This is a genomic window from Leptospira koniambonensis (genome assembly GCF_004769555.1).
Taxonomy (GTDB): domain Bacteria; phylum Spirochaetota; class Leptospiria; order Leptospirales; family Leptospiraceae; genus Leptospira_B; species Leptospira_B koniambonensis.
On the sequence record NZ_RQFY01000004.1, the window covers coordinates 1,619,495 to 1,646,205 of the forward strand.

A 26,711-nucleotide genomic window follows, 5' to 3' on the forward strand; every position below is an offset into this window, starting at 1 on the left:
AATTTTTGTTTTTACCGGACCCCCGGTACAGGTGAAGAAGAAGGTATCGGAGCTGCAGAATAATCTGCAGGAGCCGAGCCCGCGCTGAACCTGCCATCTATCCCCACATAATAGAATCTAGGCTTTTGCGGATTATAAGTAAGATCGAATGTGTCGAGAAGATTGTCCACACCTGCGAATATTTCAAAAGTCCCTAATATTTTTTGCGAAACTCTGATATTCAAATTGGTATGTGCGTTAACCATTCTTATACCGTAAGTAGGTGAAGTAGTACAATACGATATGTTTCTTTCCGTACAATACTCTTGGATTCCACCTGGAATATTCCCGAATAATGCGTTTATTGTGTTTGTTGCTTGTGTGGTAAGCTGAGCGCTGAGTGCAGAAAATTCAGTAGGCAACTGAGGATCACACCAAAGAGGATTTTTTTGACAGTAGTATGGTTGTTTTCCAAAAATTACCGCAAATAGAGAAAGGCTGAATCCACTAGGTTGATGATCTAAACGTATATTCGCATTCCATCTGTGATAACCTCTTCCTTCTAATGGAAGATTAGTCAATTCGTCTCTTGTATCGGTATAAGTGTAACCACCACCCAAAGAAACATTTTGGTGAACTCTAAGAGTTACAGAAGATTCAAATCCTTTTGTAAGAGCCTTTTGGTAATTGGATGTATTAAAGATCTGTAATCCGGATGCATCTCTGGCCGGGTTCGTCCTGAATCCGATCAAGTTGTCAATATTATTATAGAAGAAGTTAAAGCTGAACCAAAATACTTTATTCGGTTCCCATTCTCCTCCCAAATTATAACTGCGAGAAAGTTCTGGTTTAAGATCTGGATTTCCTGCTACTCTATATCCCACACCAGGGTTTATGAAATTATAATATAAATCTTGGAAACTGGGTGCTCTATATCCTAAACCATTGGCAGCTCTAATACGGAATTTATCCGTAACATCATAACGAACTGCTAATTTAGGAAGGAGTTGTCCTCCATAAATGGAGTCATGATCGGAGCGGATACCTGGGACGATTTGGATCCTTGGAGCGCTGGATACTCTCCATTCGTCCTGCACGTAAAACGCATTTCTTTGTCTTTGCGCATATCCATTCTGAGTTTGATAACTATCTGTTCCGAGAAGGTCACTTGCACATATATTAGGAAAATTTCTTTTACAATCCGGAGCGATCCTTGCAGAAGAAAATTGGTCTATTAATGTTTCTGCACCGTAGGAGATAACATGTCCGTCTGCGATCTTATGGTCTAAACGAGTTCGGACCTCTGTAACAGCGTTATCTAACTTCTCTCTTTTATCTTGAGCGTCTGACTTTCTTTGATCGTATGTATAAGTATCAAAAAATCTGGCGTAGTTTGTGTTTACGTTTAAGTTTAATGTTTTGGTAATTTCCCAATCTGCATTCACTGCGCCCATAAAATCATGGGTTTTATTACTTCTATCGTAAACTCCTCTTGGAGGAACTGCATCTACAGCGTTTTGATTTAGGTATCTATAATAGAACTGGAATCCTAGTTTAAAAGTTTCCGAAATATCGAAGGTGGTTTTGTTGGAAACGTTTATATCTTCGAACGCACTGCCTGAAGTTGATTCTAAGGGACCTTCGTATGGAAGTTTTTTACGATAAATATAAAGTTTTGTCCAAAGAGGGGTGTCCGTCGGGAAAGGAGAATAACTAGGGGAAAGACTTTCTATCCTTCCATTTTTTGGACCCAAGGTAGCATCCGGAGTTAGATCGTAACCATCTCCTCTATGCCAACCTGCAGTAAAATTTGTGGAAACAATTCCTCTACGAACTCCAACCGAAGCGTAATTACGGAACTCTGTTCCTGTTCCATAATAAAGAGGATTTCCTCCTCCCATAAAAGTCCTGAAATTTGCGGAGTAAGGATCTTTTTGTTCCTTAGTGATGATATTGATCACACCTGCAATAGCATCCGAACCGTAGAGAGCTGATGATGCACCTTTTACGATCTCAATTCTTTCTATATCTTCTGCTTTAAATCTAGTTAAGTCGATGGAGCCGCTGAAACGTCCTGTGGTCCTTTGTCCGTCCACTAAGATCAAAACGTTTTGGCCTGAGAGACCTTGTAAACGAACTGTAGATCCTCTTTCCCCTGCTTGTGCGGGACGAACCTCGATACCTGGAACGTTACCTAGAGTTTGAGAGATATCTCTCGCTCCCATTGCATCTATATCTTTTCTTGTGATCACCTCTGTAGTGATCGTGGAATCTTTTAAAAAACCTTTTCTGCGAGTACCTGTAACGGTGATGATAGAACCTCTATCATTATTACCGTTATTAATATCTTTTCCAACTTCCGGATTCACCTTGGTCTTATCAGGATCTTCTTTTTTTTCTTCCGTCTTTTTTTCAGGAAGAACTTCTCCTTCGGAGAAGATAGGAACTCCTAGAAAACATAAACCTGAAAATAAGATCAGATAAAGTATTCTAGGAAGGGAAGAAGGTCTGATCTTCCCCATCAAAGTTCCTTCCATTTAATTGTGGGAAATCCACTGGTGTTTGCGTTGTCGTAATAATCTGTGACTTCTATTGCAAAATTGCTAACACCATCCGAACCTTGGATTAAATATCCGATTGAATAAGCAGTAAGAACGTGAGTAGTACCATTATAGTTGTACCAGGTCCAAAGAGAAGGGCTTGCACTTTCAGTTGCTGTTCCGAATCCTCCTCCACCGGTTTGAGACAGGACTGAATCCACTGCAATAGTACATCCACCTACAGTTACATCATTTATATCCGTGGCAGGGTCTCCATCTCCGAACCCGCAAGATCCGCCGTTTCCGGAACCGCTTGAGCCACTATTTGTACCTATGATAAATCTTTTAAATCTTAGATCCCAATTACCAGACTTCGTAGTCTCTACTCCGCCAGCTTTAAGGTTTATGTAAGCCCAACATCCGCTTGCTGTAGCGTTGACTTGAGTGGTAAAAGTTCCTGAACCTGTTGTAGTTGTTTCGCCGGGAGCCTTGATGCAACCTCCACCACCTTCATCCAATGCGGCTAAAATCGCAAGACCATCGTCTCCTCCGGTACTTGGTCCGCAGTAAACGGTTAAAGTTGCTATGAGAATAATGAAACTTGAATATAATGTTTTCATTATTGAATCCCCCTTCTTCAAAAATTAATAATGACAATAGGCGGCCGATTTAAGGCCGCCTAAAATTCTTAAAGCGCAGTAGTGCTATAAGTTACTACCTTAGTCGCAGTTACTCCGGAAGCAGAGCTACCGGTCTTGTAATATGTGCTAGTGCTGCCAGTTGAACCGATCCCGGCTCCACTTGGCCAATCCGCTTTATTGATGATCGCGTTAGACGAAGTAAGGGTACATCTCTTCTTACAGTTTGCACCTTTGTATCCACTTCCCCAAATAGTAACTTTAGGAGTGGTGTCCGCGCTGATATCTAAACAAACATCGCTTGCAGTAGTTGTGAAAGAAGAGAACAAGCTCGTTCCAGTTCCACCAAGTGCAGCTGTTGCAGTTCCATCATCCGTTCCATAAGCTGTGGTTGCAGAATAACCTGCGTAAACCATTGGCCCACCTTGGTAGATATTCACTACGAGTCTTCCGTCACCTGCAGTCGTAGAAGGTGTAGAACTAGTTCCTGCCACACCGTCTGTGAATCCGGTAGCCAAATAGATGGTTCCGTGTCCACTTAGAGCTTGGGTCAATGCTCCTTCTAATCTGATATGTCTTGCTGCACCTGCAGTTGGGATAGAGATCAATTGGAAAGTGTTGATCCCTGCAGTGATTGCAGTTTCTGCGATCTCATCATCTGCCACCGCAGCATCTACGCAGGCGCTGTTTAAAGCTCCTAGTACAAGTGCAGCGTTGGACTCTTTCGAGCCTTGGTCGCAATTCATTAAGAAGGATATTCCTAGAATCATCGTCAATAGCGTCTTGGTTGTGTTCCGTTTCATGTTTTCTCCTGTTGAGACTCAATTCTCATTAGTAGGAGTCATGGTTTCTATATTTAGGTTCTGAAATGAGTCTAAAACTCAAAATCAAAATCTCTCGGAATCTGTCAACCAAGAATGAGAACAATTCTCAGAAGCGATATATAAAAGTCCACTAAAGAATTCCGGAAAAGCCGGGCATTTTGGCTGTCAGAAGGATTGATATTTGTCTGCTAAATTGACCTGTACCCTGAACAATTTTGGATTTAGAGAGATTCCAATTTATTACATAGAGTATATTTCATTTTTCTAATCCTTAAAGAAGAAGGTTTTGGGAAAAGTAATTGCTACGTCCTTCTCCTTGGGTTAAAACTACCTTCGCCGAATTCCGAACCTTTCGGTGACGGAGAGTTTCATAAATAGGAGGGTACAGTATGAAGAAAAAATGGGTGGTGGTTGCAAACCGAAGTGAGGCAAAAATTTTCGAATACCAAGGACCGACTAACGGTTTGAAGCTGGTGCAAATGATGGAGAATCCTGAAGGCCGACTCAGAAATTCGGATCTAGTTACTGGAGCAGGTCAGGCTTCCAGATCGGATTTTGATTTTTTTCATGAACCGAAAAAGAGAGTGGCTGCGGCGTTTGCAGGTAAACTTAGCGATTTTATGAACTTGGAAAGAAAGAAGGATTCTTTCTCCAATTTTATTTTGGTTTCCGAACCTGGCTTTATGGGAATGATCCTAGGCAAACTGGACGAAAAGTCTAGAGAAAGGATCTATCATAAGATGCCTAAAGATATCGTGCATGAAAGAGAGTCCAATTTGATGAACCATCTTAAGAGTGTGCTTGTAAGCGAGTCTTGAGATCCATTCGAGTCGATAGTATTAAGGCCGCCTTCATGGCGGCTTTTTTATTGACGCAGCCGAATCCTAAAGGATTCTACCTCAGTAAAAAATTGGAGAGAGTTCAATGGCTGCCTCAAAAGAAAAATATATTCTTTCTATCGATAGTGGAGGAAGTGGGATCCGAGCCATCTTATTCGATAAGAAGGGCAGAATAGTTTCTCGCCAATACGAAAAAACTCCTCCTATTGTGAGCGAGCCTGGTGCCTTGGAACATGATCCTGAAAAACTTTGGCAGGCACTTGTTTCCATTCTCAAAAAAACTTTTAAGAATAAAAAGTTCCAAGCAGCAAATGTGGATTCGCTCGGGATCTGTAATCAAAGAGGATCTTTTCTTCTTTGGGATAAATCTACAGGCAAACCTTTAACTAAACTGATCAGTTGGGCAGATGTAAGAGCAGGCAAAACTTCCGCGGAGATGAATTCAAATAAGATCTGGAAAATGATCCAATTCGTTTCCAGAATTTTAGGAACGATCACTGGCAATCCAATGTTGATCGCAACTTATATGCTTAAGTTCACAACCGATCATGCTTCTGTTCGTTTGAAATGGGTCTTGGATAAAAATCCTGAACTCAGAAAAAGAGCGAAGAAGGGAGAAATCCTTTTTGGAACATTAGACACTTGGTTCGTATACAAGCTCACCAAAGGAAAAGAACATATTAGTGATCCTTCTAACTCTACAGTAACTGGGATGTTCAATCCTTTTCAATTACAATGGAATGCTCCTCTTTGCGGGATCTTTGGTATTCCTACAGGAATTTTTCCGGAAGTCAAGGATACGGCAGCAGACTTTGGAACCACTGATCCTTCTTTATTTGGTGCTGGAATTCCAATCAGAGCAGTTGTCGGGGATCAGATGGCTGCTTTATTCGGACATGCTTGTTTTGAAAAAGGTGGTGTTAAGATTTCCCAAGGTTCAGGCGCTTTCGTAGACATGAATATGGGAGATAAACCTAAACTTTCTAAAAGAGGTTTGTTCCCACTGGTTGCATGGAGACTCGGTGGTAAACCTACTTATATGTTAGAAGGTTTTACTGGAACTGTAGGAACTCTGATTGACTGGCTTGGAAAAGGGATAGGTCTTTCTGATACTCCTAAAGTATTGAACGAACTTGCTTCTCAAACAAACGACACAGAGGGAGTGATATTTGTTCCTACTGCTTCTGGTATGAGATATCCTCATTTTAATCCGAATGCAAAGGCTTCTGTATTCGGATTGTCTCTTGCGACTCATCGAAGGCATGTTGCAAGAGCAGTACTCGAAGGAATTGCATTATCTTTATTTGATATATTAGAAGGGATCAAGAAGGATACAAATGTTCCTGTAAGTTCCATCATGGTGGACGGGGGGGTTTCCCAATCGGATATACTTTTACAATGTCTTGCGGATTTTTGTAATGTAGAAGTGAAACGTGCGCCTGAGCCTGATATGACAGCTACTGGTGCTGCTTATCTTGCAGGTCTCGGTTCCGGTTACTGGAAAAGTTTAGAAGAATTGAGTAAACTCGAAAGAGGATACAAAATTTTCAAACCTAAGATGGATCCAAAGTTTAGAGAATTAAAATTGGAACGTTGGCATAGAGCGGTTCAATCCACTCTTAAAATAGATTAAATTACTCTTGGATACGAATGGAGCTTACGACGGTGGTCAATTGTTCCGCCAACTCTTCGGTAGGCTCCTCGTCTCCATTATAAGTGATTAAGATCATTCTTTTTTTAGCAGAGACCAGGTAGACCATCCAATGTCTTCCATCTTCTTTTAAAAATTCACAGGCGATGATCTTAGAACCTTCGTTGTTCTCGAAGAATGCAGCCATATCTCTCACAAATTCAATTTTGTGAGTAGCAAGATATCTTTCTATTTCTTCTTCTGGATCGAAACCGCCTTCTTTATTTTCGAAAGCATAGACTTGCATTGCACCGCCGCCATTCTCCTCGAAAAAGGCAGGGATACCTTCGATCACAATATTCTGCCAATGGCCCGGGATGACCATGCTGTACCAGCCGGAGGGAGAACGATAGAGTCTGTAATCTAACTTTTTATCCATTCTAGAAACTATTTCGTCATTTTAATCCGGATAAAAATCCAGGCAAGCATGTTTGGGAATACTTGACATTCGTCTTGTCTCAGTGATTCTCTCCTGGTGATTGCCATCCTGAAAAACAGAAGAGGTCCCTTCTATCTGATCACTACGTTTTTCGCGATCATATTCTTTGCAGTATTCGCGTCGTCTCTTGCGATCCTATTTTCCCTATTCCTGGTCGCAGTCCTAGTTTTATATCCTGTCTTATTGGACTGGTTTTCTCGCTTATATGGTCAGGAAGATATTGCTGACGAGGTACATTTTGCAAAAACCAAAGATGGATGGAATATAGCATTACACAGACATATTCCTCCTATTCCAAATCCTGAACTTGCTCCGGTGATCGTTGTGCATGGGATCGCTACAAATAAGTATGTGATCGATTTGGACAAAAGACATTCTCTTCCTTATTATCTGAAACTAAGAGGTTACGAAGTATTTGCAGTTTCTTTAAGAGGTGCAGGAAGTTCCTACCATGAGAGTAGGGGAGGATACGAAGACTTCACCTTTGATGATTTAGTAAAATATGATGTTCCTGCAATTATCTCCAAAGTGCTTTCTTTGACAGAAAGTAAACGTGTGAATTGGGTCGGCCATTCTATGGGTGCAATGATCTTCTATTCTTATTTAGGGATCACATCCAAATCCGAAAAAGAAAAGATCGCAAGTTTTGTTTCTTTGGGCGGACCGGGAAATCTGAATCATTTAGGTTTGAGCCTGATCGGTTTACTTTCCAGATTTCCTCGTGCCAGAAAAGTTTTAGATCTTAAGTTCGGTGCTTCTATGCTCGCACCTTTGGCAGGAGAAATTTACACACCTATCGATCAGATACTTTATAATCCGAAAGCAACTCGGCCTAGAATAGTGAAAAAGGTAATGAAAAACGCGGTTGAGAATATCAGCGAAGGACTGATTGAACAATTCATGTCTTGGATAGAAACAAAGAAAATGAGTTCCCTCAACGGATTTTATAATTATATAGATCTCCAAAAAGAGATCACGGTCCCTAGTTTATTTATCGCTGGTGCAAATGACGCAATTGCAACTCCTGACACAGTTAGATTCGTATACGAAAGAGCAGGAACTAAGATCAAAAAATTTCATGTGATCTCTAAAGAAGAAGGAGCCAGTGATGATTACGGCCATGGCTGTTTGATCCTTGCGGAGAAGGCAGAAGACGATGTGTTTCCTAAGGTAGAAACCTTCTTAAGAGAACATGGAACCTATAAAAAGCAGAGCTGGTTTTCGAGATTAAAAAGAAAATTCAGACAGAATATTCCAAGATAACACGACATAATCCTGAATTTGCTGCCTTAAAAGAGTGGCATTATTCCTTATATCTCACCAAATCCTGAGTATGTCTCAATATAGATATGCTTAAATAATAAACATATTCTAAAATTGTACCCCTAATTTGAGCACAATATTTAGATTTGGAGAATTGGTACGCTAATTGCATAAGATCTCGGTAGAGCGAAACGAATCCAAAGAGAAAAAGAATCGGATACGTAGAGGTGCTTGACCATGATAGAACTCAAATTTGGGCAAAGAAAAGTAGTTAGCTTCCGAGGTGCAAGGAAGGTTGTCGGTGGTTTAACCGAGAAGAATAAGATCGATATCCTTCTTTATATCAGTAAGGAATTCGCAAACGCGGATAAAGAAGAGGAACTTTACGATATCGTAATAAGCCTCTGTAAAGATATCTTTGAGTGTGATAATACCACTCTTAGGATGTGGAGGGGAAATCTTTTGGTTCCTTCTCGCTTCTTTAAGGAAACAATTCCACCTCGCAGAGACCTCAGTCAGGACGAAGGTTATTCGGGATTCACTTTTAAGACCCGTATGCCTTTACTCATACAGGACTTAACACATCATGCGGAATACATAGACGAGGGAGAAACTACCCGAGCAGTCATGTGTGTTCCGATTATGTATAAAGAAGATTGTTTAGGAACCATTGCAGTAGAGTCAGACACTGAATTTTTCTATAGAGAAGATGATCTCGAAATTTTAGAAGCACTCGGCTCACAGCTTGCACTTGCAATTACGAGTGTTCGTTTGATCCAAGGTTTGGTTCATGCGAATGAAAGAGAGGCTCAGATCCTAAAACAATTGGAATGGGATATGAGAATGGGCCGTAACGTCCAAAGCCAGATCGTAGAGACTACGATTGCTCCTTGGAATGGTCTACATTTCGGAACTTATTATGAACCAATGACTGAAGTTTCCGGAGACTATTTTAATGTAGTCCGTCAAGGAAACTCGATCACTGCGATCATAGTGGATGTATCTGGACACGGTATTCCTGCCGCGTTAGTCACAATGTCCATCCACTATCAATTCCAACGTTGTACTTCCCTTGGTATGGGACTATCCGAAACTTTGGCCGAGTTGGGTGAATCCATCCGGCCACAGCTTCCGGATGGCACTTATTTCACTGCTTTCATTCTGAAAGTTTATAGCGACTATACTTACTCTTATGTAAATGCAGCTCACCAAAAAATGCTACATTACCATAACGGTCATGGGCGGATTGAAGAGTTAGATACCCAGGGAGTTCCTCTTGGTATCTTCGAAGTAGAAAGAAGTAATTTCGAAGAGAAACACGGACGGATCTTACCTGGAGATATTTTATTCTTACCTACTGACGGTATTACTGAACAGAAGAATGAACAACGCCAAGAGTTAGGGAACCAGCGTTTTATAGAATGGATCCGCCAAGAAAAATCAACCATTGAAGAACAAAGAGATAAGATCTATGTTGCGGATTTGGTAGGTTCTTTGATCGGAAGATTCAAAAGATATAAAGGAGATATGAGAAACGGAGATGACGTTTCTTTACTTGCACTCCAATGCAATCCAGAGCTTGGAAAAGCTAAAACATTACTTTCTTTAGCAAAGTCAGCTGCGAAAGCAAAAAAAGACCAAGTCGCTTACGACAAAGCATTGGAAGTATTCTCCATGGATGAGTCTCTCAAAGATAGTTTGGTCCTCCTTGGGAAAATGTATTACAGAGATAGAAATTTCGAGAAGAGCGTACAGTTCTTAGAGAAGTATATCAGAACCAGCGGAGAAGAATCCGAACATATCCATTATCTTTTAGGAAGAGCGTATTACGAACTGGAGAATATTCCAGAAGCAAAGAGAGCATTAAAACGTTCTCTCGCAATCGATCATACATACGCGAAGTCCAGCTTAAGGTTGGCTAGATGTTATTTGAAAGATAATGAGACTCCTAAGGCGATCAAGGTCCTGCAACAAGGTATCAAAAGTGCGCCTACGAATGAGTATCTAAAAATTTCCCTTAAAAAGTTGGAGGAATTAGTAAAAAGAAAATCAGGAGATCTAGTCGTTTCGGAACAAAGAAAAGAAGCGGTTTAATTCATAATAATAAGCGAAGTTCAGGAATCGTGTTCAAAAAATATATAGGAGATTTAGGAAAACATATGCGCATATTGATATTACTTACGCTCGCCTTTGCCTCGAGCGGAATTTGGGCTGACGAAGCCAATCCTGTGACTGCTGAATCCGCGTTAAGCGCAGTTGCAACATTAAGAGATGAAACGAATTGGTTATGGACCTGTATCGCGGGTTTTTTGGTATTTTTTATGCAAGCAGGTTTCGCTTTAGTCGAGGCTGGGTTTACAAGAGCAAAAAATACTGTAAATATTCTAATGAAGAACTTCATGGACTTCTCCTTGGGTTCTTTGGCGTATTGGTTGATCGGATTTTCGATCATGTTTGGACCTCAGCTACTTAGTGGTATCGGATTCGGTTCCATATCTTTAGCTGATAGTCTTTTGATAGTAGATGGAAAGCCTGATCCGAGCAAGTTTACATTCTTCATATTCCAATTGGTGTTTGCAGGAACTGCTGCGACCATCGTTTCGGGAGCTATGGCAGAAAGAACCAAGTTTGTGGATTACGTAATCTTCTCCGTATTGATCACAGCTTTCGTGTATCCAGTCTTTGGTTCAGTAGGCTGGTCCAACTTATTCAACCCGGATAACAAAGGTTATTTGGTAGAAGCAGGATTTATAGATTTTGCTGGTTCCACCATAGTCCACTCGGTAGGCGGATGGGCAGGACTTGCAGGAACAATAGTTCTTGGGCCTCGTATCGGAAAATACCAAGACGGGAAAGTCCTTCCTATCTTAGGTCATAACATGACGATCGCAGCTCTTGGGGTTTTCATTTTATGGTTAGGTTGGTTCGGATTTAACCCTGGATCCACTACTTCTGTCAACGGAGGAAGCTTCGCTATTATCGCAGTTACGACTAACTTTGCGGCGGCCGCTGGAGCAGTCTCTTCCATGGCTGTAACTTGGATACTTTTCAAAAAGCCGGATATAGGTCTTTCTTTGAACGGTGCCTTAGCAGGACTTGTGGCGATCACAGCTCCTTGCGCAAACGTAAGTATCAGTTCTGCGATCATCATCGGACTTGTAGCGGGGATACTCGTAGTATTCAGCGTTTTATTCTTTGATAAGATTAAAATAGACGATCCTGTGGGAGCAGTTTCCGTTCACGGAGTTTGTGGAGCTTGGGGAACTATCGCAGTAGGTCTTTTCGCGGAACAAGCTTTTGGCGGAGTCAATGGTTTATTCTTCGGTGGCGGGATCGACCAGTTACTAGTTCAGCTACAAGGTGTAGGTCTCGGATTTGTTTGGGCATTCGGGGCGAGTTTACTGATATTCTTAGGACTCAGATTCACCATCGGTCTAAGAGTTTCCGAAGACGAAGAGATCCAAGGTCTGGATATTCTGGAACACGGAAACGAAGCGTATCCAATTTCCAAATAAGGAACTTACGAAAACCTCCGCGGTCTACTGCGGGGGTTTTCTTTTACGTTGACGAAAAAGAAAGGTTCCGCCCGAATTGAGGTATGCGTTCTGGATTTGCCATCCGCTTCTTCCAAATATCTCTTTTCTTACTCTGTTTTCTTTTTTTCGGCTGCTTCGAATATGAAGAAACTCTGACTATTAATTCCAATCTAAGCGGGACTTTGGAAATCTCTTACGTGGTTCCGACCAAACGTAAGTCGGAAGAATCTCTCATAAAATTTCTTCCAACTAGACAGGAAGAGATCCAGAACAGATTGAACAAAGGTTTTTTTGCCAAAAGCCTCGTACTAAAAGATTATACCTTCCAAAAATTAGAAAGTTCTGAAGCAGAACCTGGCGTATTCCGTGAAAAAGCAAAGGTGACTTACAAAGTAGATTTCACTGATATTTCTCAGTTAGAAAATGTGCTTCTCGGAAATGTTCAGATCAAAAAAGAGAAGGTGAATACAATCTATATCAAAAGAGAATTCCCTTCTATCAGCAAATCTCTGGAATCTATGCAGATGGACGGAGAGAAAAAGGTCTTAAGTGAAACTTTGAGATTGATCCGCGGGAGCGCGCTTAACTTCAAAGTGAATTTTCCGATCACTTCTGTTTGTTATACAAATCGTGGAGAACAAAGTTTAGGAAGACTCGCTTATAGATTGCCTCTTGCAGACACTGTAGAGAAGTTCGGGAACAAATCCTGGGATTACAGGATTACCTTCGTCTACTAATCTAGTAATGCGGGATTGGGTGCTTGTCGCAAAGGCCTTCGGCACATTGCCCTTTGGGCAACGTCGACAAGCTTGTGCTTAGGTTGATTTTTTCGTTGTTAGAGAATTCCTAACTCGCTGCAGTACTTTCCAAATAGTTCAAATCCATTTCGGTCACTTTCTGTGATTTCATAATGTAATTCTTCGGTAAGATACGTTCTGACTAGGTCAGTGGGAAGTCTGGATTCTTTTTGAATGATATCTTCGATATGAGCTAGGCCGTATTTTAAAGAATCCTCATAGAAACTATCCGGTAATTCCAAAGGTTTTTTGGAAGCCCAGAGTGCAAATATGAAAGAAGTTCCAGTGGTTTCATACCACCATTCTGCCAGGTCCTTTACTTCATAAACATCCGGATCCCATTCTGCAAATAATGCATTGTCCCCGAAAAGCATATGAGACCCTCTTCCGATAGAAATTTCTTCTTTGATGATCTTAGGGTCGGTGGGAGCTACTTCTGGCAATTTTCCGGAATCGTTATGTACGAGTACTCTGACGAGGGCCATACTGGTTCTCGAGCCATTGTCTGTAAGAATTCTATAAGGAGGATAGGCTTCTTTTTTATTTTTGAAAAACTTAATGGAACGGACCTGTTTAGAGGCGCAAACCCCGACTTTCATAGAAACTGAAAGTACGTCCTCGTTTCTTAGGCATTCGATGGAGGATATTAATCCTACGTCTACCAGGCCTCGTAATAGATAATCCTTTAAAAGAGAGGGATTTTCTGGTACGACTTTATGCTCTGAATTCTGCTCGAATCCCCAGGTTAGGGGACGGGCGTTCAGGTGTTTGACGATTCCGATTCTCACTTATTGTTTTTTTCCAGAAAAAAGATCCGTTTTTTTAGCCTATTTACCAGAAAAACGATATATCCCTTCTAAGCCAGAAAAATTAGTTTTTCCTTTCCTTTTCCAGGCTGTTTCCCGACTGTATTCCGGGGTAGGGACCTGTTCGTCCAATCTATGGAATGAGTCCGTCGAAACCGATGCTGATCAAAGTAGATTATGAGATCCTAAATGGTGATCATGAGGCTTTGCGTGCCTATTTGAATTCTCATATAGAAGGGAATCCCTCTTCTGTAATTTTGGATTTGGATGAGGTGCAAGTTCTCACCTCGGTCGCTTTAGGCTCCTTGGTTGCGTTTGCAAATCGCCTCCGAGGCCAGGGTGTACTTTTGGAAACGATCAATGTCAGCCCTAAATTATTAGAAATTATTAAATTAGTCTCTTTGGACCAAGCATTGGGTATTCGCTGATTTATGGATGATAATTTTTCCAGTTTCTCTCAGATCACAGACGAAGAGTTCAAATTCATCAAGGATTTGATGTATAAGGAAACCGGAATATTCCTGGCGGATCATAAAAAGATAATGGTCCAATCCAGGCTAAATTCCAGGGCGAGAATGCATAAGATGCAGAATGTTTCGGAATATATCCGAGGTCTGCAGGCGGATCGTAAGTTTTTCCAAAGTGAACTTACTGAACTAATCAATCGTATTACTACTAACAAAACCGATTTCTTTCGAGAAAATCACCATTTCGAATTTTTGAAAGAAACCTTCTTTCCTTCCGTAGAGGAGAAGGCTTTGAAGTCCGGAAAAAAGCAGCTTCGTATCTGGTCCAGCGCTTGTTCTACAGGCGAGGAACCGTATACAATCGCAGTTACTTGTGCAGAATATTTTATGCATAAGCCTGGTTGGGATATTAAAATTTTTGCATCCGATATTGATACGAATGTGGTGCAAACCGCTCAAGAAGGTATTTACAAAGCGGATCGTTTGGAGCCTGTGAGTGAGGCTCTTAAAAAAAGATATTTTCTAAAAGTTAAGGATCTTTCTGGAAAGAACCAAGACACTTACCAAGTAAAACCTGAGATCAAGTCTATGATCGAATTTTATAAGGTAAATCTTTTAGAAACTCCTTATCCGATACGAGAGAAGGTGGATTGTATTTTTTGCAGGAATGTGATCATCTATTTTGATAAGCCTACTCAAAAGAAAATTTTCGAGAACTTCGAGCATGTTTTGAAGGACAGAGGACTTTTGGTGATTGGCCATTCTGAAACTCTTTTCGGGATCTCGGAAGCATATAAATTCTTAGGCCATACTGTTTATCAGAAAAAGCCTAAAATCTGATTCCACTGTTTCTGAGTGAAACTTTTGCTTTAATTTTCTAAACGATTATAGTTTGAATTTTTCGGAGATATTTTTGAGTATCTCCGCGGTATTCGATAGGTTTCTGGAAGAAGAGGACATTTGTTCCGCTCCTGATGCAGTGTTGATCGTATGCTCGTTGATCTGCATAATCACCTGAGAAATTTCCGAAACCGCTTTTTTCTGTTCGTCCGCAGCTAATTTTACCGCTTCCGATTCAATCCTTACTTTGCCTGCATTATCCGTCACAGCCTGGTTTATATCAGTTTGAGAACCTGTGATAGAGTATAATCTATCCATCGCATCAGAAACCTGATCTACATTTCGGATGATCGCATGAATGATCTCTGTAGATGCTTGGATCCCTTTTGCTCCGCTATCCAATTCTCCGGTGTTTTTATTGATCATCGCAGAGATAGATTTGATAGAAGAGGCAGTCTTTTCTGAAAGTTTGGAGATCTCTTCTGCAACTACTGCAAATCCTTTTCCTGCTTCTCCAGCTCTTGCTGCTTCTATCGCAGCGTTCAACGCGAGAAGTTGGGTTTGTTCAGAAATATCGTTGATGATCCCTATGATTGCGGTCATTTCTCCAGATGATTTTAGAATATTAGAGATCATCGCATTCATTCCAGAAAGAGATTCTTCTCCTTTTTTTGCCTGGAGAGAAATGGACTTTGCCATATTCAGAGTAGCCTGGACTTCATTACCGATCTGACTCACACTTTGGGAAAGTTCTGTGATCTTGATCTGGAATTCAGAAATATTCTTATACTGATTATAGATGGAGCCGGAAATATTATCCATCCCTGCAGACATCTCTTCGACTGTTGCAGACATTTCTTCCGTAGATGCCGCTGTGGATTGGGCTCCATTGGAGAAGTTTTCAGAACTTGCAGATAATTCTTCGGCAGAAGCCGCAAGCTCTTGGGAGATTTTTTGGATATCCCTTACTGAGATTCTCAAACTTTCTAAGAATGAGTTGGTATCCTTGCTTAGATCTCCTATCTCATCCTCATGATAAATTTTTAGACTTGCTGTAAGGTCTCCGCTCGACATGGAACGGAATAATTCTCTCGCTTCTTGTAAAGGATGGAGACGAACATTTACTATTTTATAAATAATGAATATGGAAACGATCAAAAAAACGAGTGCAAATGCGATGATCCTAAATAACATTTGGTGAACTACTTCTGCGAGTTCGTCCTTGGACACCACTGCAGAAACTCTAAGGCCGTATTCCGGAACATCATAAACTGTGGCGATTTTATCCTTTTTGAAAAAATACTCCATATGTTGTTCAGAAGGAAGGGTCATTAATTGTTTGCCCCAATCCGTTTTGCTTAGATCCAATTTTAAGATTAGCGATTTATCTGGATGTCCTACAACCACTCCATTCATATCAGTGATTGCAATATATCCGTCAGATCCAATTGTGATCCCGCTAACAATTGCTTCTGTCATTTTACTAAGTGAGATCGCAAAACCTAAAATACCAACTACTTGGTTTCCTTCTTTGGTCGGAACTGTAAGAACTGCAACTGCTTCTCCAGTTACTGGAGAAGGGTTTACCTTACTTAAAAGATTTTTTCCTTCTAGTGCGGCTTTGATATTTGCATCAAAGCCAGTTCCTCCCCAGCGGAAGTTAATCGCCTTTCCTGTGGCATCTGCAAATACTAAAGGATTTTCTTCCGGAGTGGATAAAAATACGTTCTCATAAGTATCATATTTTTTGAATACGTTTGCGAGAGTTGGGTTTAAATTCCCCTTATCTCTTGCAATGGTTGCTTTGACGAATGGGGTGTTAGAATTAACGAATTCCGCCAAAGTAGCTTGTTGGTCGAAGAAAAATTTGATATGTTTTCCAGCGAGTTTCGAGATCTTTTTCATCTCGTCAATATATGCTTCTTCCACATATTTTTTTGCGGTAAAGTATGCGAAGGAGGAAATCCCAACTGTAAGTAGAACTATAGTAATAGTGCTTACTGCGAGAATAATGATCTTTAAACTGTTTCTTTGCATTTTGTGAGTCGAACCAGGGCTGGATTATATTTTGAACTTTTCGGTTATATTTTTTAGTATTTCCGCTGTTGTGGCTAAGTTCTGAGCAGAGGAGGACATCTGTTCGGAACCAGATGCGGTATTTAAAGTATGCTCGTTGATCTGAGTGATTACTTGAGCGATCTCTCTTACTGCTCTTTTTTGTTCGTCGGTTGCGAGTTTTACACCTTCTGCTTCTGTTCCTACACGATCTGATTGTTCATCCACAGATCTGTTCACTGATTCTTGTGCAGAAGTGATCTCGAATAGATGACTCATTGCTTCGCCAACAGAGTCCACATTTTTGATAATACTATGTAGTATCTCAACGGAAGAACGAATTCCTTTGGCTCCTTCGTCCAGCTCGGAATTATTCTTATTGATCATCTCTCCAATGGATTTGATAGAAGAAGCCGTTTTCACTGAAAGTTTGGAGATCTCCTCTGCAACTACAGCGAATCCTTTTCCTGCTTCTCCGGCTCTTGCTGCTTCTATCGCTGCATTTAATGCGAGAAGTTGAGTTTGATCGGAGATATCATTTATGATCCCAATGATAGATTTCATTTCTCCGGAAGACTTCAGGATATTTTCTATCATGTTGCTCATTCCAGTGAGTGAACTTTCTCCTCTTTTTGCTTCTTGGGAAATGGACTCGGCGATTTGCAGAGTATTTTTGATCTCAGAACCTATCTTTCTTACTCCGGAAGATAATTCCTTTATTTTAGTATGAAATTCTAATATATTCGAATATTGCCTGTCTGTAACTGAGGAAATATTTTCCATACCCGCTGACATTTCTTCTACAGTCGCAGACATTTGTTCAGAAGAAGCAGCTGTAGATTGAGCCCCTGTAGCAAAACTTTGGGAAGAAACTGTTAATTCTTCTGCGGAAGAAGCAAGTTCCATTGCAATACGTTGGATATCTTTGAGTGAAGTCCTAAGACTGGCAATAAATGAATTCAGATCTGAACTCATTGCACCTATCTCGTCGCTGTATACTACTTGAATATCCGAGGTAAGGTCACCTTGGGCCATTGTTTGGAAAAGTTTGCTGGCATTCTCCAATGGATCTAATCTCTTCTTTAAAAGAACATAAAGTAGGAAAATAGAAATCCCAACTGTAGCTATGCTGATTAGTCCAATAGATAGTAATAGTTCTCCGAGTGCCTCTCTGATCTCTGTTTTAGGTTGGATCGCAATTACTGACATTCTCCATTGGTCTAACCTAAAAATAGTAGAGTAACGATCTGCACCTTTGAAACTGAATTCAAAAATTTCTCCACTTTTTAATTCCAGCATCTTCTGGCCATATGGTTCTTTGGCCACATTCAAGTTCATGATCATTTCTTTTTTAGGGTGGGCGATCACAAGCCCTGTTTGGCTCATTACGGAAACATAACCTTGTTCTCCGATACGGATCTTATTGATCACTTTTTCAGAAACATCTTCAAAAGAAAGAGCGATGTTCAGGATCCCAACAATGGTTCCCGCGTTACGGATCGGAACTGAGATCACTGCAACAGGAAGTCCAGTGATAGGAGATTTTTGAGGAGGGCCTAGATAAGATTTCCCTTCTTTTACGGATTCTATATTATCTTTTAGTTCGTCTCCTTGTGCTCTATAGCCTAAAGACTTCCCACCTAAACTATCTGCTAAGATCCTTTTTTGTCCATCCAGGCTCATAACGAAAATGTTTTCGTAAATTCCATATCGTTCGTGAACTTCTTTAAAAAAATCTCCTGCGATTGGTTTTCCAGTAAGTGCGGTTTGTATTGCCCTTGGATCAGCAGCTAACGTCTTAGCCACGTTAGTATGGGAGAGTAAGAATGCATCAAACTCTTGAGCAACCACAGCCACCACATTCTGCATTTGATTGAGATGGTTTTCTGTGATCTTTTTCTGGCCGAAATAATAGGCATTGCCCGAGATCAATAACGTTAGCACAGTAAGAATAACGATGCCTGCGCCTAGAAGAATGAACTTTAAACTGCTTTTTTGCATACCTATAATAAGGCCTTCCTGAAGAGGCTAAGAGTTACAATAATTCGTCGGCCTAAACGGACAATTCCTTTCAGACCTTTGTCACCAGAGCGGATTTTTTATTTATGAAGATGGTAGAACGTCAGGCATTGTATCTAGGAAAGAGGCGCAGTCAAGACATTAGTGCTTTCACGTTAGTGGGTTTATAATCTTACTTACTTTGGGTTATGTAAGTATTGGTTTTGACACGGTTGTTGGAGTTCCAACACCCCCAGAAAGAATAAAAATCGGCCCGGTTCTTGGTTGCCTTTTGGATAAGCGGGTAGAACTTGGAAAACGAATTGGAACCTGTCCATTATTCGGTGCTCTATCGGGAGATCATTTCCTTCTTCCTTTCTGTATTCGATAAGGACCGAGAACTCCTTTTTTTGGACGGAACAGCGGGAGAAGGAGGACATAGTCTTCTACTCTTAGAGCAGTTTCCAAATTCCAAGCTGGTTTTGGTAGATCGAGACTCGGTCATGTTATCCAGGGCCCAAGCAAGACTTTCCGCGCATTCATCCAGAGTAATTCCTATCGAAGCCAATTTTTCCGATCTCGACTTAGAGTTCTTGAACGGTTTCGGTGTTTCTAATCCTCCCGACGGTATCCTTTTGGATTTGGGGATTTCTACATTTCATCTATTACATGCAGGTAGAGGTTTTAGTTTTAGAGAGAACGAACCTTTAGATATGAGACTTTCTTCTTCAGGTGGTATTTCCGCAGAAGATGTGATCAATACTTATCCCGAAAAAGCTTTGAGTAAAATTTTTTACGAGTATGGGGAAGAGCGTTGGACCAAGAAGATCGTAGAAGCGATCTTAGAAAGAAGAAGACATTCTAGAATTGGTTACTCAGGAGATCTTGCACAATTGGTTTCCAGAGTGATACCAAGAAAATTTTGGCCTCCTGGAAGACATCCTGCTACAAGAGTTTTCCAAGCGTTAAGGATAGAAGTGAATCAGGAACTTCTTCATATAGAGATCGGGGTTAAGAAACTTTTAGATCTTGTCGCAAAAGGTGGACTATTACAAGTTATCTCTTTTCATTCTTTGGAAGATAGGATTGTTAAAAACTTATTCAGAGATTATGCTAGAGGCGGAGAAGCTAAACTTCTTACCAAAAAACCAGCTCTTCCATCGGATGCGGAGACAAAAGAAAATCCTGCTTCTCGTTCTGCAAAATTACGTGTCATACATAAATCACTTCCTACCGATACTGAAGAAGAAGAGGAGGATGAGGAAGAATGAGCAGGGTTTCTGAATTTTTGTCCATCCGTCTTTGGCCTGATCTAGGTTTTTTATTTAGAATATTTGGTTGGATTGTAGCCCCGTTTACTATCGCACTTTTATTTGTATGGCAGAATGTTCAGGTTTCTAGATTAAACAGGGAACTCGCAATCGCTTCCCAAGAAAAAGAAAAACTTTTAAAGAAGAATGATGATTTAAAAATTGGAATGGCGACTTATACTTCTGCACGCAGGATAGAAGCGTTGTATCGTAAAACATATCATTATTTACCGATCACAGTTGGAGATCGGATCATTACAGTGACTCTTCCTCCAGAAAGAAACGAGGCGGAACTTGAAACTTTCAGAGCTCCTTAATCTTTTTCCAGATATTAAAATAATATCAGGATCTTATACTCCGGACGAGAGCTTCGACTTTGTCCGCACAGATTCTAGAAAATTAGGACCGAGTGATCTGTTCTGTCTTCCTGATTCTTCAGGAGATAAAGGAGCAGAATATGCAAAGACTTCTTCTTCTAAATATATATTAACAGGATCTAAATTAAAAATTCCGAAATTAGAAAATAAGGTCGTTCTTAAGACTGATCTAGATCCGGAAAGTTTGGCTGGGCCGATTGCTTCTGTAATTTTAGGGGACCCTTCTTCTAAATTGAAAGTGATAGGAGTTACCGGAACAAACGGTAAAACTTCTTTAACTCATATTTTATCGTATTTGGGAGAATCTCAGGGAAAATCTTGCGGGATCATTGGAACAACTGGCGTTAAATTCAAAGGTGTCTTATCTGACACTGGATACACCACCCCAGATCCAAGCAGCCTTCAATCCATTCTGAAAGAAATGTATGATTCAGGAGTGGAATATGTTTTTATGGAAGCGAGTTCTCACGGATTAAAACTAGGAAGAACGAACGGGGTCCATTTTAAAGTAGGAGTATTTTCTAATCTTACTCAAGATCATTTGGATTTTCATCCAAACATGGAAGATTATAGAAATAGTAAGGCTCTTTTGTTTTCTTCCTTAGCTTTACATCCAGAAACTTTTGGAGTAATCGACTCTGATGCTCCTGGTGGAAAAGATTTTAAATCTGTCGTAGAGGCTTCTTCTCCGAATCTAAAAATTTTCTCTCTTGGAAGAAGTTCCGAAGAATTCGAGATACATTCAGAAGCATTTTCCTTGGAAAAAACTTCTTACCAAATCCGACTTTCGAATGATTGGGGCGGAGATACTAATATCAGCACCAATCTTTTAGGTGGATTTAATGTCAGAAACACTGCTCTTGCATTTGTGACTGCACTCGGTTTAGGCTGGGAGAAAAAATTACTTCTATCCGCCTTGGAAAGTATTCCTCAAATCCCAGGAAGATTTCAGATCTATTATAGCAAAGATAAATCTCGTATGGCTGTCGTAGATTATGCTCATACTCCGGATGCTCTCGAAAATATTTTAAGAAGTATTAGAGAATCTAAACCTAAAGAGCTCGTTGCACTTTTTGGATGTGGAGGCGATCGAGATAAAACCAAACGTCCTAAAATGGCAAAGATCGCGGGTGAACTTGCTGACAAGGTAATACTCACTTCCGATAACCCAAGGACAGAAGACCCCGAAAGTATCTTAGATGATGTGCAAGCAGGTCTTCCTAGCGGATATTCTCCATTGCTTCGAGAAGTGGATAGAGCAAAGGCAATTTCTTTCGGGATCTCTCACTTAAAAGAGGGGGGATGCCTTCTTGTGGCAGGAAAGGGCCATGAGGATTACCAGATCATAGGTCGAGATAAAAGGCATTTTGATGACGGAGAAGAGATCCGAAAGGCATTCGGTCTCTAACCGCAAGCTCCTAACCGGCATTGTGCCGGACTAAATCCAAAAAAAATGTCTCAGATCCTGGCTTACGTCGATAATTAAGCCAGAGAAGACGATTTTCTTTTTTACGTTTACTCGTACTCAGCACGGGCGAATCTGTCTTCATAGAAACGATATGTTTTACTTTTTATACGAAAGATTTTTCCAAGATTTAGATTCTCTAAGACTTTTCAGCTATGTAACCGTTCGGGCTTTAATGGCCGGATTAACTTCCATGTTCCTGACTTTTTGGTTTGGGGGAAGAGTGATCGATTTCTTACACGGATTAAAATTCAGAGAAAGTGTAAGGGACGATGGGCCAAAATCTCATAGTGCCAAATCAGGAACTCCAACAATGGGCGGTCTCATGATCGTATCTGCCCTGGTTGTATCTGTTCTCCTTTGGGGAAATTTAAGAAATTCTAATATACTTTTATTACTCGTTTGTTCCATTTCTTTTGCTACTCTTGGATTCATTGATGATTATATGAAATCTGTGAAAAAGGTCAAAGGTGGAATGAGGGCCCGCACTAAGTTTGCAGTTTCGGTAGTTTTAGCTGCGATCTTTTGTGTGGTATTCTTATATACTACTGGAGAAGCACCAAAAGGAACTACAGGTAAAATTCTATTCCATTTGACAGATCTTTTCCTGCCTTTCGTAAAAGGTCCGATTTTGTCCTGGGGATATTTAGCGATCCCATTTTCGATTTTGGTAATATTAGGATCTTCTCATGGAGTGAACCTGACCGATGGTTTGGATGGTCTTGCTGGAGGAACTGCGGGGATTGTAGTTGGGACTCTTGGATTGATCGCATATGTTTCTGGAACGCCAGTTGCTGCAAACTATCTGAATATTCCTTATCTTCCTCATGCGCATGAGTATAGTGTATTCCTTGCTGCTTTAACTGGGGCATTGATCGGTTTTCTTTGGTTCAATAGTCATCCTGCACAAGTATTCATGGGAGATACTGGATCTTTATTTTTAGGAGCAACCATCGGGCTTACATGCGTGATGTTGAAGAAAGAAATCTTACTCGTCATCTTAGGCGGGATCTTTGTTGCGGAGTCTCTGTCTGTAATCTTACAAGTGGGATCTTTCAAGCTGACCCAAAAACGAATTTTTAGAATGGCTCCTTTACATCACCATTTTGAATTGGGAGGAGTTCCCGAAACAAAAGTGGTGATCCGATTCTGGATCGCAGCCATTATTCTTGCGATCATATCCTTATCTAGTTTAAAAATACAATGAAGGCTCTCGGGAGAAAGTTCAAAGATTTTTGGGAATCTCCCGGTTCCCCCTTCGATCTGGTCCTAGTAGGATCTGTATTCTTTCTTTTACTTTTTGGAATATGTGTAATGTATTCCAGTTCCTCCGTGACTGCATGGAGAGAATTCCAAGATTCAGAATATTTCCTGAAAAAACAATTAGCCTGGGCTATTATAGGTCTTATTGTATTTTTCTTCTTTGCAAATTTTCCTTATAAACGATTAGAAAAATTCGCGTTAGCCGGAATTATAATCAGCGTTCTTCTCCTGATTTTAGTGTTCATTCCGGGAATCGGAAAATCTGTAGGTACTTATTATGGAAGAAATTTCCATAGATGGATCGGGATTGGACCTTATCAATTGCAACCTTCTGAGATTGCGAAATTGGCTGTGGTAGTTTATCTATCTTCCCTAATTGTAAAACTAAAATTAAAAGAGACTAGGGATCCTAAAAAGTTTATTCTTCCTGCTATTTTATTACTCGCAGTTTTGATCTTAATCTTAGCGGAGCCAGCTTTCGGAACCACGATGGAAATTTTGTTCGTGGTGATAGCATTTGTATTCTTATTCGGATTCCCAGTTCGCAATCTTCTTCTTGTAGGTTTAGTATCTCTTCCTTTAGCTTATCTTCTGATCAGCCAAGTAGGTTATAGAAGGAAAAGAATGGAAGTTTGGTTGGATCCATATCGTTTTCGTTATGATGAAGGCCATCAGTTGGTGACTTCTTTTAGAGCGTTTTTGGATGGAGGCTGGTTCGGAAATAAACTAGCCAGTGGTTATGCACATAGATATCTAACGTATAGTCATACTGACTTCGTTCTTGCTACTTATGTAGAGGACTTTGGATTTATGGGCTTCGTATTTTTCTTTGCTTTGGTGATGATACTTCTTTCGAGAGTATATGTTCTGCTCAAAAGAGTAGAGGATCCATTCGGTTTTTATCTGGGAGCTGGTTTACTTTTTATTTTAGGGACCCAGTTCGTTATCAATAGTTATGTGGTCACTGGTCTTTTCCCGATTACTGGGATCAGCTTGCCGTTTATGAGCTACGGAGGATCTTCACTTCTCGTGGTTTTAGCGGCCTTCGGAATTCTTGTCAATATAACCAGAAAAGAAAACATAGGCGTATGAGATCGGTTTTAATCGCAGCTGGCGGAACCGGGGGCCATATTTCCCCAGGGGTTGCGCTTGCAGAAAGTCTTGTAAGTCGAAAAGATTCCTTAGGTATCTCTAACGTTTTTCTACATTCTCTTATCCGAAATAAGGATAATCCAGATCTGAAACAAGCTCCTTGCGAAGTGGTCTGGCATAATACTCCTTCTCTTTCTGGAAATATTCTTTTATTACCTTTTAGATACGTATTCCAGCTTGTCCGGTCTTGGATCAAGTTTAGACAATTAGGTGTGGATGCAGTTGTGGGTATGGGTGGATATTCCAGCGTTCCTGCTCTTCTATACGCTGTGATCTTTGGCAAAAAATTGTATTTATGCGAACAGAATTGTATTCCTGGAAAAGTAAATCGTATCTTTTTTAGATTCGCAGATAAGGTCGCTTTCAGTTTTCCACCTAAGGATACAAAAGTTTCCTGTAGTTGGGAAATATTAGGAAATCCTTTAAGATCTAAAACCATTCCTAAACTCGCTTTGAAGTTCAGCGAAAAATGGGATCCTAAAAAGAAAAAACAATTTAACGTTTTAGTAATGGGTGGTTCTCAGGGTGCAAGACAGATCAATAATATGGTAGTCAACCTGATGAAACACGAAGTGATCCAGGAAAGATTCCGTTTTAGGATGCTTACTGGAACTGCTCTTTATGACGAGGTTTCTAAAAAAACAAAAGATGCAGATCTTATCTCTTATTCAGATAATATGGCTGAACATTATGATTGGGCCAACTTAGTAATTGCTCGTTCGGGTTCTGGAGTTCTTTCTGAATGTGCAGCTTTTGCACTTCCTATGATACTTATCCCTTATCCTTTTGCAAAAGATGATCACCAAACTGCGAACGCAAAGTATATGGAAGCAAATGGTGCGGCTTCATTACTCGAGCAAAGAGATGAAGACGAAAGTAAATTATTCCGTATCTTGGATCAGTTTGCGGAGAAGCCAGAACTCTTAAATGAAATGTCTATCAGATCATTAGAATGTTCTCATGTAGAAGCATCTACTGAAACTGCTAGTTTCTTTTTCGAAAATACCAAATAATGGAAAGCGGGTCTGTCCAACAAAGATTAGGATTTTCTAAACCTTTTTTCCTGGGGATCGGCGGTTCCGGTATGTCCAGCTTGGCGCATATCTTGGCAGATGCTGGTTTCGAAGTTTCAGGTTATGACGGTAAAAAAAGTCAGGTTACTGAAAACTTAGAGAAGAAGGGTGTGGAAATATTCTCTAAACTTTCCGATCTCGGGGAGAATATTGAATACGACGCAGCTATTTATTCTTCTGCCATTCGTTTGGATTCACATCCTATTGCGATGTTCTTTAAACAAAAAGGAATTCGATTTTTTCATAGATCAGAAGTTTTACATCTTTGTTTCGAGCACCTGACTTGTATTGCAGTAGGTGGCTCTCATGGAAAAACTACAACCACTGCGATGACTTCTCATATACTCAATGATCTGGGATATTCTCCTTCTGTAATGGTAGGAGGTGATGTTTCCTTTTTGAATGGAGTAGGGGGAAGGTTTTCTTCCGGTAAGATTGGAGTTTTTGAATCGGACGAATCTGATGGAACATTCTTAAATCATAAAGCACAAGTTCGTATTCTCACAAATATAGATGAGGACCATCTGGACTTCTATCATTCTCGAGAAAAACTATTAGAGGCATTTTCTAAATTTATTTCTGCGGGAACTCAAACAGTGGTTTTGGATCTGGACGATCCTGGGATCTCGGATTGTTTAGATCTAATCCAAGATAAATCTAAAATTTTGGGATTCACTTCTTCTTCTGAAACGGACACTAAGTCTAATGGATTTAAAAATTTAGTACATTATAAAATAGAAAATAAGAAACTGAACTTCTTTTTAGATGGAAAAAAATTTGAAATTAGTTCCAGATTTCCCGGAAAACATTATCTTACGAATTCACTTGCGGGAGTTCTTGCGGCTTGTTCTTTAGGAGCAGATCCTGAAAAGGCAGCTAAGTCCGTTTCAGGTTATGCAGGAGTCAAACGTAGATTAGAATATATCGGCAATAAGAATGGCGTAGATATTTATGACGATTACGGCCATCATCCCACTGAGGTCCAGGCTGTTCTTTCTTCTATTCAAGAACTTTCTGGGGGAAGAGGGAAGCCGGTAATCTTATTCCAGCCTCATAGATATACCCGGACCAAAAACTTATACCAAGACTTCGCTAAAAGTTTGGACCAGGTAGAAACAGTCCTACTTCTTCCTATATACTCAGCAGGAGAAGATCCGATCTCGGGAGTTTCTTCTGAACTGATCGCAGACAAGATGAGAATCAGACCCAAAATCCTATCTGGAAATCTTGGATCAGACCTTTCTATTTTGAAAGAAGTGCTGAAACCTGGAGATGTATTCGTAAGTTTAGGAGCAGGGAATGTTCGGGACTGGGGCTTGGAACTTCTGAGGTCTTAAGTTCTATTTAGAATTTTTAGTAT

Annotated in this window: 22 protein-coding genes; 15 read left to right on the forward strand and 7 right to left on the reverse strand. The window is 40.4% G+C overall.

Annotation, left to right across the window (positions count from 1 at the left end; genetic code table 11):
- Positions 1–11 precede the first annotated feature (11 nt).
- From EHQ52_RS11665 to EHQ52_RS11675, 3 genes are all read right to left on the reverse strand, one after another.
- Positions 12–2,501, reverse strand: coding sequence for a TonB-dependent receptor plug domain-containing protein (locus EHQ52_RS11665; protein WP_135615320.1), 2,490 nt, complete (start codon positions 2,499–2,501; stop codon positions 12–14).
- A complete protein-coding gene (locus EHQ52_RS11670) occupies positions 2,501–3,139 on the reverse strand; it encodes an HmuY family protein (RefSeq protein WP_135615321.1) in 639 nt (212 codons plus the stop codon). The genes EHQ52_RS11665 and EHQ52_RS11670 overlap by 1 nt, the downstream gene beginning before the upstream one ends.
- A 68-nt stretch (positions 3,140–3,207) precedes the next feature.
- The gene (locus EHQ52_RS11675) at positions 3,208–3,903 is read right to left on the reverse strand and encodes a hypothetical protein (RefSeq protein WP_135615322.1); all 696 of its coding nucleotides are present in this window, start codon (positions 3,901–3,903) and stop codon (positions 3,208–3,210) included.
- A 467-nt stretch (positions 3,904–4,370) separates the two neighbouring features.
- Between EHQ52_RS11675 and EHQ52_RS11680 the strand changes: the two genes are divergently transcribed.
- Together EHQ52_RS11680 and EHQ52_RS11685 are read left to right on the forward strand one after the other, a co-directional pair.
- Positions 4,371–4,799 carry a host attachment protein gene (locus EHQ52_RS11680; protein WP_135615323.1) on the forward strand — a complete coding sequence of 143 codons (429 nt, stop codon included), beginning with the start codon at positions 4,371–4,373 and terminating at the stop codon, positions 4,797–4,799.
- Between the two features lie 106 nt (positions 4,800–4,905).
- Positions 4,906–6,453, forward strand: a complete 1,548-nt coding sequence (locus tag EHQ52_RS11685; RefSeq protein WP_135615324.1) for a glycerol kinase 5 — start codon at positions 4,906–4,908, stop codon at positions 6,451–6,453.
- 1 nt (position 6,454) lies between these two features.
- Here EHQ52_RS11685 and EHQ52_RS11690 read toward each other — a convergent pair whose 3' ends face one another.
- The gene (locus EHQ52_RS11690; protein ID WP_135615325.1) at positions 6,455–6,889 is read right to left on the reverse strand and encodes a hypothetical protein; all 435 of its coding nucleotides are present in this window, start codon (positions 6,887–6,889) and stop codon (positions 6,455–6,457) included.
- Positions 6,890–6,985: 96 nt separating this feature from the next.
- Here EHQ52_RS11690 and EHQ52_RS11695 point away from each other — a divergent pair, with 96 nt between their 5' ends.
- The 4 genes from EHQ52_RS11695 to EHQ52_RS11710 all read left to right on the forward strand — a co-directional run bounded on the left by EHQ52_RS11695 (position 6,986) and on the right by EHQ52_RS11710 (position 12,485).
- Complete coding sequence (locus tag EHQ52_RS11695; RefSeq protein ID WP_135615326.1) at positions 6,986–8,212, forward strand: alpha/beta fold hydrolase; 1,227 nt, start codon at positions 6,986–6,988, stop codon at positions 8,210–8,212.
- Between the two features lie 237 nt (positions 8,213–8,449).
- On the forward strand, positions 8,450–10,306 hold the full coding sequence (locus EHQ52_RS11700; protein ID WP_135615327.1) for a SpoIIE family protein phosphatase: 1,857 nt from the start codon (positions 8,450–8,452) through the stop codon (positions 10,304–10,306).
- Between the two features lie 65 nt (positions 10,307–10,371).
- Positions 10,372–11,727, forward strand: a complete 1,356-nt coding sequence (locus EHQ52_RS11705) for an ammonium transporter (protein ID WP_135615328.1) — start codon at positions 10,372–10,374, stop codon at positions 11,725–11,727.
- Positions 11,728–11,810: 83 nt separating this feature from the next.
- Positions 11,811–12,485 carry an LIC11874 family lipoprotein gene (locus EHQ52_RS11710; RefSeq protein ID WP_135615329.1) on the forward strand — a complete coding sequence of 225 codons (675 nt, stop codon included), beginning with the start codon at positions 11,811–11,813 and terminating at the stop codon, positions 12,483–12,485.
- Between the two features lie 98 nt (positions 12,486–12,583).
- Here EHQ52_RS11710 and EHQ52_RS11715 read toward each other — a convergent pair whose 3' ends face one another.
- Positions 12,584–13,333, reverse strand: a complete 750-nt coding sequence (locus tag EHQ52_RS11715) for a menaquinone biosynthetic enzyme MqnA/MqnD family protein (RefSeq protein WP_135615330.1) — start codon at positions 13,331–13,333, stop codon at positions 12,584–12,586.
- Positions 13,334–13,509: 176 nt separating this feature from the next.
- On the opposite strand from EHQ52_RS11715, the gene EHQ52_RS11720 reads away from it, so the two are divergent.
- Positions 13,510–13,779 carry an STAS domain-containing protein gene (locus EHQ52_RS11720; RefSeq protein ID WP_135615331.1) on the forward strand — a complete coding sequence of 90 codons (270 nt, stop codon included), beginning with the start codon at positions 13,510–13,512 and terminating at the stop codon, positions 13,777–13,779.
- Between the two features lie 3 nt (positions 13,780–13,782).
- Positions 13,783–14,658, forward strand: coding sequence for a CheR family methyltransferase (locus EHQ52_RS11725; RefSeq protein WP_135615332.1), 876 nt, complete (start codon positions 13,783–13,785; stop codon positions 14,656–14,658).
- 45 nt (positions 14,659–14,703) lie between these two features.
- Here EHQ52_RS11725 and EHQ52_RS11730 read toward each other — a convergent pair whose 3' ends face one another.
- Positions 14,704–16,695: a methyl-accepting chemotaxis protein gene (locus EHQ52_RS11730; RefSeq protein WP_135615333.1), complete on the reverse strand. Its 1,992-nt coding sequence runs from the start codon at positions 16,693–16,695 to the stop codon at positions 14,704–14,706.
- Between the two features lie 24 nt (positions 16,696–16,719).
- Positions 16,720–18,714: a methyl-accepting chemotaxis protein gene (locus tag EHQ52_RS11735; protein ID WP_135615334.1), complete on the reverse strand. Its 1,995-nt coding sequence runs from the start codon at positions 18,712–18,714 to the stop codon at positions 16,720–16,722.
- Between the two features lie 308 nt (positions 18,715–19,022).
- Between EHQ52_RS11735 and rsmH the strand changes: the two genes are divergently transcribed.
- The 7 genes from rsmH (at position 19,023) to murC (ending at position 26,688) form a co-directional block, all read left to right on the forward strand.
- Positions 19,023–19,982, forward strand: coding sequence for a 16S rRNA (cytosine(1402)-N(4))-methyltransferase RsmH (gene rsmH / locus EHQ52_RS11740; RefSeq protein ID WP_135615335.1), 960 nt, complete (start codon positions 19,023–19,025; stop codon positions 19,980–19,982).
- Positions 19,979–20,338, forward strand: a complete 360-nt coding sequence (locus EHQ52_RS11745) for an FtsB/FtsL family cell division protein (RefSeq protein WP_135615336.1) — start codon at positions 19,979–19,981, stop codon at positions 20,336–20,338. Before rsmH ends, EHQ52_RS11745 begins: the two co-directional genes overlap by 4 nt.
- Positions 20,316–21,806 carry a UDP-N-acetylmuramoyl-L-alanyl-D-glutamate--2,6-diaminopimelate ligase gene (locus EHQ52_RS11750; protein ID WP_135615337.1) on the forward strand — a complete coding sequence of 497 codons (1,491 nt, stop codon included), beginning with the start codon at positions 20,316–20,318 and terminating at the stop codon, positions 21,804–21,806. The genes EHQ52_RS11745 and EHQ52_RS11750 overlap by 23 nt, the downstream gene beginning before the upstream one ends.
- A 151-nt stretch (positions 21,807–21,957) precedes the next feature.
- Positions 21,958–23,070 (forward strand): phospho-N-acetylmuramoyl-pentapeptide-transferase, encoded by a 1,113-nt coding sequence (mraY, locus tag EHQ52_RS11755; RefSeq protein ID WP_135615338.1) that lies wholly within the window; start codon positions 21,958–21,960, stop codon positions 23,068–23,070.
- Positions 23,067–24,218, forward strand: a complete 1,152-nt coding sequence (locus EHQ52_RS11760; protein ID WP_135615339.1) for an FtsW/RodA/SpoVE family cell cycle protein — start codon at positions 23,067–23,069, stop codon at positions 24,216–24,218. Before mraY ends, EHQ52_RS11760 begins: the two co-directional genes overlap by 4 nt.
- Complete coding sequence (locus tag EHQ52_RS11765) at positions 24,215–25,291, forward strand: UDP-N-acetylglucosamine--N-acetylmuramyl-(pentapeptide) pyrophosphoryl-undecaprenol N-acetylglucosamine transferase (RefSeq protein ID WP_135615340.1); 1,077 nt, start codon at positions 24,215–24,217, stop codon at positions 25,289–25,291. The genes EHQ52_RS11760 and EHQ52_RS11765 overlap by 4 nt, the downstream gene beginning before the upstream one ends.
- Positions 25,291–26,688 (forward strand): UDP-N-acetylmuramate--L-alanine ligase, encoded by a 1,398-nt coding sequence (murC, locus tag EHQ52_RS11770; RefSeq protein ID WP_135615341.1) that lies wholly within the window; start codon positions 25,291–25,293, stop codon positions 26,686–26,688. The genes EHQ52_RS11765 and murC overlap by 1 nt, the downstream gene beginning before the upstream one ends.
- Positions 26,689–26,711 lie beyond the last annotated feature (23 nt).